We start from the raw sequence: 8,155 nt of genomic DNA, 5'->3' as shown, positions 1-8,155 counted from the left end.
AATTAATGGAATTGGTATAATGTGCCGGCACAGAAAAGAAGTTGTATCAACGTGATAAGGGGTAAACGCCCGAGCGTTGGAGTGGTGACATCCACAATTGGGATTTACGAAAAGAAGTCCCCCCTAGACTCTGAATGTGAAATCGTCAAAGTGGAGAGTGTATAACAGACATTGAGCAGATGTTATCACCAAAAAAATTATCTAAACCCCGCTTTTAAAAGCGATATTTACAACAATAACACTGAAAATGCTGCTATATAAAGTCGGAGTGCCTGAAAGCATGTTTACAAGAAAATAAAATTACTTGGACGTCGTCGAACATGCAGCGAGAAAAATCAAAAAGAATCACGAAGTGGTCAGTTCAATGCATGGTATTACATAGTGATCGCGACAACTAGGTTGACAAACACCGCTAAACACTTACTTTACTTCAGACCATCGACATGACTCTAAAAACTGCAAGTATCAAATTTGCCAACCTCTTTAAATTAAAGAAGCCCCATGTAATATGAGGCTATCAATAATTAAGTATGTTCCAGAGTCGGGGATAAATATATCAACTTATAATATTGTTTTTTCTTGTATTATCAAGTTTTCGATACCAATATCTATCCTCTTATTAGGGAAATAAAGTGCGTTACTATTGAACTCTTTAGACCAATACAACCCCCATTGAATAAAATTGGAAGTTATAGCATTTGGGTCCGTAGCTTTGATAGTTTGTAACTGCAAATTTGAAAAGGTTGGTGCCTTTGTTTGATATTCATGTTCAGCAATTATACGACCATCTTTTTTCAAAGTTACTCCACCAGTAGAAAGTGTATTGCCATCCTTTATAGTTATCTCTATTTTCCAAAGAGGAGCATTTTTATCATCCCAGTATAAAGGCCAACTATAAAGCTCTTCTTCATCCCAAGAACCATCAGCATGTTTATAATCAATAAAACGATAGTTTTGGTAATTAGCAACATCGTAATGTGAAAATTGCCATGTATTGTTATGTAAGGATAAATCCACATTGCCTCCTGGTCCACGTTTGAGCTTCAACGTAGTTATAGGGGGGTTGCCAATTGCAGCCCCAGAATCATCTTTAGAGTGAGGGTTCAATTTTACCCAGTCTTGAAAAATAATAACGTGGGATGGAGCTGTTTCTGGTGAGCCAGGGAAGTTATCAACTCTGAGATCAAAGCTATATTTTGTTTCTCTCCCTTTAACCCAGCGATTTTCATCTCTATATTTTGAATCTACTTTACGGCAGTTTGATCTCTTCCCTAATATTATATTTGTATTACAGTTTATATTAGCATCAGTATGGCTTTTATATTGCCAAGAGTTATAAGATAGATTCGTTCTTTCGCCATTTGCTGAACTATTTGCACGATGTTGTATATCTGGATAGATAGGAGTAAAGCCATCCGCAGAAAGTGAAGAGAAGCTGACAAAGCAAATGCCTGCTAACAAATTAAATTTAAAAAAACTATTCGACATGTGATTTTCCTTTATTTATAGAGAGTCCTGTCGTGGTCAACAAATTTCACAAATTGAAAATATATACTACGTAAGCAGTAATGTTAGTGACTATTCAGTCATAATTCTTGGTGAACAAACTAATGAGCTTTATAAGTACATCCTAAAGAAACTATCTGTACATCATATGTAATGACACCACTTGAATCAACCTAATTAGGTACAAAAATAAATGAGGCACGCATTAGAAAGTTCCAACCATCAGGCTTGTTGTCGACCAAGGTTACACATAAGAAGACGCAGCCAAAGCGATGTGGGTTGGTAAATCAACCGCCAGTAAGTGGGTTACTCAATTAAAGCTAGAGCGTAATGGCCAGTCACCATCAGCTTCGCCAATGACGCCCAAACGAATATCAAAGACATCCATCCTAAATTTTGCCTCCCAAAACGCCAATTAAAACACCATTAAACCCTCATTTATATTTCAGATTAAATTAAAGTAACCGATTGAACCCAAATAGAAACTCAACTATGGTTTATTTTATTAATAAAAAGCGAGCTAATCTACGGCTCGTGATATTTACCCGAGGTTTTGTGCAATTATTTAGCATCACTCGCATCAATACAGATTTTGGTATTTTCCGTATTTCTGGACAATGGAGTATTCAAAACCCGACTGTAAATAGCATTACCCTTAATTCAATTGAAATAATGGGAACTGATGGCTGGGTTTTGTTAAATAAAAAAAGTAAAAGTAATACCAAGCTAATTAGTTACTTGTTGCCACTTTTGTTGTCTCATTTATTATTAAAAAATAATACAGTATAAATATAACAAGAGTATAAGGTTTTCAGCGTTTACTCATAGCACTTATCCGCCAATAATAGTCATATCACTCCCAACGGCACTCACGCATATTCACTTTGTCGTTTTTAAACAATACACCTTCTGATAATAGCTTTTCTCGCTGCTCTTGGTATTTTTCGCTGCCCGCTGGGAACGCTATTTTGCCTTGGCTATTAACTACGCGATGCCAAGGGATAATAGAGTCGCTTGGCATCATTTTTAATAAGCGCCCCACTAACCGTGAATTTTGAGGGTATCCCGCAAGGCTTGCTATTTGTCCATAGCTTGCTACTTTCCCCATTGGTATACCTGCGATAACAGTATAAATAAGTGTTTCTTTATCAATAGCCATTGTTGCTAGAATACTCCTTACTTAATTTCTTAAATTGCTCCCAAATAGTGCGTGCTACAGGGCCGTGATGAATAGCATGCTGCCTAAAGGCTCTAATTTGCGCACTAAATTGATGCTCTCTGTCGGTTATTTTTATTTCTTGCAGTAATCCCGCTTCTATTTCAGGCGCGCAATGCTCTAGGCTCATCATTGCCCAACCAGCTCCTGAGAGTAAAAATGACTTTAAGCTTGATACGTCATCAATTTTCATCATAGCAGCGCCCTTTGAGTAGGATAATCTTTCACTGTCTATACTTAAATCACTTTCAAACATAGCTAAACACGGATATGTTTGCAGCTCGCTATAACTAAGTGCTGAAGGGATGACCCCTTTGGCACTTACAATACCTATGTCGAGCTTGCCTATTGGTAAGCTTTCTAAATCACCTGTCGCATGAAATAAATCAAACCAAGGGCCAATCCCTAGTTCGGCTTGACCACTATTGACATGCTCTAATGAAATAAAGCGTTTACCACTTGTTAAGCTAAATTCTGTGCTTGTGAATAATCTAAAAGTATTGCTTATGATCTCATTGTAACTTTGCATATGACAAAGCTGCTCATAACAAATTCTAAACTGGGGTTCGTTTCCTAATGCTAATTCTTTAGCGAGTTGCGCTAATTCATCATTTGCATGAAGAAGCTGTTGTGCTTCACGGTGAAAAACACGCCCTTTTTCAGTAAGCTGTAATCTGTATTTGCTTCTATCTAGTAATTCAAAGCCAATTTTTGCTTCTAAATTTTTAATCGCTAAAGTAAGCGCTGGCTGTGTTTTATGTAGTTTTAATGCCGCACCACTTAAACTTGCGCTTTGCACTATGGTATCTAAAATTATTAATTGATTCAGCTTCATATACCACTCTGCAATATCATAAATAAAACTTATTGAGTTTCTAAGATTTAATGATTTTTATTTTATATGTTTGCAGCGTATGCTGCACTCAATTATTTTGCCATCATTGCAACGGAGAAAACATGAAACTCTTTCGTCTATGTTTTTTAACAACTATATTACTTAGCTTAATAGCTTGCTCGGAACCAGAAAAGCAAGTTAAAGAAGACCCTATTCGTCCTGTTAAATTGTTCAACATAGGCCATGATTCACAAATAAATATTCGCAGTTTTCCCGCTGAAGTAGTTGCTAATCAGGGCTCATATCTTGCGTTTAGGGTAAATGGTGAACTTGTTAAATTTCCGGTACTTGCCGGCGAGCATGTTGAAAAAGGGGATTTATTAGCAAAACTTGACCCAGAAGATTTTCAACTGCAGTACGACGAACGTAAAGCACGGTTTGAGCTGGCAAAATCACAACTTGGTCGAATTGAGCAACTATTTGAGAAAAAAATAACGAGCCAATCAGAATTAGATCAAGCCACTGCTAATATGCAAATTGCTGAATCAGCATTTAAAATTGCACAAACAAATCTTGAATATAGTGAGCTTAGAGCGCCATTTAGCGGCACAGTTGCTAAAGTGTTTGTGAAAAACTTTGAGAACATTCAAGCAAAACAAAATATATTGCGCTTAGAAACACGTGACTTAATGGATGTAGAAATTCAGGTTCCTGAGAAAATAGTCGCACGTTTCAAAAAAGGAACTAACTATCAGCCTACCGTTAAATTTGATGGCTACGACGATAAAGAGTACACACTGACAATTAAAGAATGGGATACTCAGGCAAACCCTGCAACGCTTACCTATAAAGTTGTCTTTTCACTGCCAGTGCCTAAAGATTTTAACTTACTCGCGGGTATGACTGGTCGCGTTTTAATAGATTTAAGTAAAGTAACGCGCTCGCAGGTGGCTTACACTATTTTACCTATCGAATCAGTTTTTTCTGAACCGCAAGAATCCACAAAGGACAATGCCTATGTATGGCTTTTTGACTCAGCAACTGGTGAAGTACACAAACAAGCGGTTAAAATTGGCCAACTTCACCGCGATGGTATTGAAGTACTCAGCGGTATTGAGGAAGGTCAAATTGTTGTTTCAGCGGGTGTGCATTCGTTAAAAGAAGGTATGAAAGTACGCGCATGGAACAAAGAGCGAGGCTTATAAATATGAGCTTTGCACAACTCTCCATAGAGAAAAAAGTCATCAGCTGGATGTTTACCTTACTGCTATTAATTGGCGGTAGTGTCTCGTATTTTGATTTAGGGCAATTAGAAGACCCAGAATTCACACTTAAAAAGGCTATGGTGATTACCATGTACCCGGGTGCTTCGCCGCAACAGGTTGAAGAAGAAGTCACCTTTCCTATCGAAAATGCAATTCAACAGTTACCCTATGTTGACTACGTTACGTCTATCTCTTCAAATGGTAAGTCGCAAATTTCGGTAGAAATGAAAAGTACGTACCGTAAAGAGCAACTTCGCCAAATTTGGGACGAAATGCGACGTAAAATTAACGATCTTTCGCCTTCTCTGCCAAGTGGTGTTTACCCTAGTACTATTTTGGACGATTTTGCCGATGTTTACGGTGTTATGTACTCGGTAACGGGTGATGGTTATTCGTATGATGAACTTAAAGATTACGTAGATTACTTAAAACGCGAACTCGTCCTTGTTAAAGGGGTGAGTAAAGTAACAATAGCTGGCGAGCAACAAGCCCAAGTGCTCGTAGAAATATCTACCCGAAAGCTAGCTCAACTAGGGATTGCGCCTAGTCATATTTTTCAATTACTGCAGTCGCAAAATACGGTATCAAATGCAGGAAAAATTCGCGTCGGCGATGAATCCATCCGCTTGCACCCCACTGGTGAATTTAAGGATGTAAAAGAACTCGAAACCCTTCTTATTTCAAAACCAGGTGCAAGCGAACTTATCTATTTAGGTGATGTGGCCAAGGTTTATAGAGAATACGCTGAAGTACCAAACAATGTTATTCGCTTTAACGACAACCAAGCACTTTTAATTGGCGTGTCGTTTACATCTGGCGTTAATGTCGTTGATATTGGTAAAAATATAGATAAACATTTAGCATCGCTTGAGTACCAACGTCCTCATGGAATTGACATAAGCTCAGTATATAACCAGCCAAAAGAAGTGGAAAAGTCGGTTGATGGGTTTATTGTTAGCCTATTAGAAGCAATTGCGATTGTTATTGTTGTATTACTGTTATTTATGGGCTTAAAAAGCGGTATTTTGATTGGTGGTATTTTACTGCTTACCGTATTGGGTACTTTCATCTTTATGAAATTGTTTGCTATCGACTTGCAACGCATATCGCTTGGGGCACTTATTATTGCCCTTGGGATGTTGGTTGATAACGCGATAGTAGTAACCGAAGGTATATTAATAAACTTAAAGCGTGGGCAAACTAAACTAAAAGCAGCAGTTAACATTGTAGAGCAAACTAAATGGCCGCTATTGGGCGCTACCGTTATTGCAGTCACGGCCTTTGCCCCCATAGGTTTAAGCTCTGATGCCAGTGGTGAATTTGCTGGTAGCTTATTTTGGGTGTTATTTATTTCTCTCTTATTGAGCTGGATAACAGCCATTACGCTTACACCATTTTTTGCCAACTTAATGTTTAAAGAAACTGAGTTTAAAAATGAGGAAGGCCAAGAAGAAGACGATCCGTACAAAGGATTTATTTTTAATGGCTATAAAGCTATTTTAGATGGTGCAATGCACTTTAGAAAAACCACACTTATTTTAATGGTTATTTTATTGTGTTCTGCTGTGGTTGGTTTTGGTTCTGTTAAACAATCGTTTTTCCCTGCTTCTAACACCCCAATGTTTTACGTTGATTACTGGCAAGATCAAGGTTCTGACATTCGCTCAACCTTAGAAGGCATTAAGCAACTTGAAGCATATTTACAAAGTAATGAATTAGTAGAAGAAATTACAAGTACTACAGGTCAAGGCGCGCCGCGCTTTATGCTTACCTACGCACCTGAAAAGTCATACCCCGCATACGGGCAATTGATTATTCGCGTAAAAGATAGAGAAGCTGTTGCAACAGTAATGCAAAAAGTACGAGACTATTCAGTAAATCATGCGCTCTCTGCTCAGCTAAAAATTAAACCTATGGAAATAGGCCCATCTACTGATGCTAAAATAGAGGCGCGTTTTTCTGGTCCTGATCCCGTTGTTTTAAGACAGCTCGCTGCAAAAGCGCAAGAGCTGATTGGTAACGATGATGGTGCCTATAATATTCGTAATGACTGGCGTGCACGTACCAAAATGATTCGCCCACAATTTAATGAACAAAAAGCACGTCGCTTAGGGATCAGCAAATCAGATCTTGATAACGTATTACTTACCAGTCTTTCGGGTAAGCAAGTAGGTGTATACCGTGATGGTACGCAGCTGTTGCCTATTATTGCACGCTCCCCAGCTAACGAGCGTTTAAACGTAGAAAGCGTGCATGATTTACAAATATATAGCCCTGTTCTAGGTGTGTTCGTGCCTGTAACTCAAGTTGTTGATGAGTTTATTGTGCAGTGGGAAGATAGCCTAATAATGCGCCGTGATCGTAAACGAACCATTACCGTAATGGCAGATAATAATGTATTAGGCGACGAAACACCAGCTAAGCTATTTGCTCGTATTCGCGGCCCTATAGAAAACATGGTGTTACCACGCGGTTATGAGTTGGAATGGGGCGGCGAGTTTGAATCATCGAGTAAAGCTCAAAAAGCAATATTTGGCTCATTACCACTTGGTTACTTAGCGATGTTTGCAGTGACTGTTTTGCTGTTTAATTCAGTTAAGCAACCTTTGGTTATTTGGGCAACGGTGCCATTAGCTATTATTGGTGTCAGCGCAGGCTTACTCATTATGAATACAGCGTTTAGCTTTATGGGGTTACTTGGCTTATTAAGTTTAAGTGGTATGTTAATTAAAAACGGCATTGTGTTGGTCGATCAAATAAACTTGGAGCTGCGAGAAGGTAAATCACCTTATGAGGCTGTATTTGACTCAGGCGTGAGCCGTGTAAGGCCGGTAGCAATGGCTGCAATCACAACAATTTTGGGGATGATACCTCTGCTGTTTGATGTGTTTTTCCAATCAATGGCAGTGACCATTATGTTTGGTTTAGGCTTTGCCACCATTCTTACTTTAATTGTGGTTCCGGTACTGTATACCGTTATCTTTGGAATAGATTACGAACCACGAAAGTAGTTGAGTTTATAACTAAGCGAGCATAAAAAATGCCACTGATTAAAACTCAGTGGCATTTTTAATATTGTAAAAATAAGAAAGGCTATTTATAAAAATCGTATTAAACTAAGCACAACACTTTTTATACTTTTTTTCACTACCGCATAAACATGGTGCGTTACGCTCTAGGGCCTGTTTATCTTTCGAGGTTAAATTTGCAGCAGACTGTTTGGTATTTAGGCAAGGCAGAGCCTATGTAGTGTGGTTATTCCCCATAAATAGGCGATAACGCAGCATAAATGCCAAACATGCGCTGCCCGATGGGTTCTTTCTAGGGACGATA

General features: G+C 38.5%; 7 protein-coding genes and 1 pseudogene. 4 read left to right on the top strand and 4 right to left on the bottom strand.

Annotated features, from left to right (window positions below; genetic code table 11):
* Window positions 1-561: 561 nt before the first annotated feature.
* Window positions 562-1,488 (bottom strand): hypothetical protein, encoded by a 927-nt coding sequence (locus tag CWB66_RS20015; RefSeq protein WP_138586748.1) that lies wholly within the window; start codon window positions 1,486-1,488, stop codon window positions 562-564.
* Window positions 1,489-1,727: 239 nt separating this feature from the next.
* Here CWB66_RS20015 and CWB66_RS20010 point away from each other — a divergent pair.
* Together CWB66_RS20010 and CWB66_RS20005 are read left to right on the top strand one after the other, a co-directional pair.
* Window positions 1,728-1,880 (top strand): annotated as a pseudogene (locus CWB66_RS20010) (transposase); the annotation flags it as partial.
* Between the two features lie 181 nt (window positions 1,881-2,061).
* The gene (locus tag CWB66_RS20005; protein ID WP_138586746.1) at window positions 2,062-2,295 is read left to right on the top strand and encodes a hypothetical protein; all 234 of its coding nucleotides are present in this window, start codon (window positions 2,062-2,064) and stop codon (window positions 2,293-2,295) included.
* A 64-nt stretch (window positions 2,296-2,359) separates the two neighbouring features.
* Here CWB66_RS20005 and CWB66_RS20000 read toward each other — a convergent pair whose 3' ends face one another.
* Both CWB66_RS20000 and CWB66_RS19995 read right to left on the bottom strand, forming a co-directional pair.
* Window positions 2,360-2,665: an MGMT family protein gene (locus tag CWB66_RS20000; RefSeq protein WP_077535230.1), complete on the bottom strand. Its 306-nt coding sequence runs from the start codon at window positions 2,663-2,665 to the stop codon at window positions 2,360-2,362.
* Window positions 2,655-3,557 carry a LysR family transcriptional regulator gene (locus tag CWB66_RS19995; protein ID WP_138586744.1) on the bottom strand — a complete coding sequence of 301 codons (903 nt, stop codon included), beginning with the start codon at window positions 3,555-3,557 and terminating at the stop codon, window positions 2,655-2,657. The genes CWB66_RS20000 and CWB66_RS19995 overlap by 11 nt, the downstream gene beginning before the upstream one ends.
* Before the next feature lie 122 nt (window positions 3,558-3,679).
* Here CWB66_RS19995 and CWB66_RS19990 point away from each other — a divergent pair, with 122 nt between their 5' ends.
* Both CWB66_RS19990 and CWB66_RS19985 read left to right on the top strand, forming a co-directional pair.
* Complete coding sequence (locus tag CWB66_RS19990) at window positions 3,680-4,762, top strand: efflux RND transporter periplasmic adaptor subunit (protein WP_138586742.1); 1,083 nt, start codon at window positions 3,680-3,682, stop codon at window positions 4,760-4,762.
* Between the two features lie 2 nt (window positions 4,763-4,764).
* Entirely contained in the window at window positions 4,765-7,833 is a 3,069-nt protein-coding gene (locus CWB66_RS19985) for an efflux RND transporter permease subunit (RefSeq protein ID WP_138586740.1), read from the top strand.
* A 105-nt stretch (window positions 7,834-7,938) separates the two neighbouring features.
* Here CWB66_RS19985 and CWB66_RS23120 read toward each other — a convergent pair whose 3' ends face one another.
* On the bottom strand, window positions 7,939-8,061 hold the full coding sequence (locus tag CWB66_RS23120; RefSeq protein ID WP_138586750.1) for an SEC-C metal-binding domain-containing protein: 123 nt from the start codon (window positions 8,059-8,061) through the stop codon (window positions 7,939-7,941).
* Window positions 8,062-8,155 lie beyond the last annotated feature (94 nt).

Origin of the sequence: Pseudoalteromonas sp. S558 (genome assembly GCF_005886635.1) — a bacterium.
In the GTDB taxonomy this organism is placed as follows: Bacteria; Pseudomonadota; Gammaproteobacteria; order Enterobacterales; family Alteromonadaceae; genus Pseudoalteromonas; species Pseudoalteromonas aliena.
The sequence above is the reverse complement of the archived record's forward strand: the minus strand, read 5'-3'. Positions and strand labels throughout refer to the sequence as shown.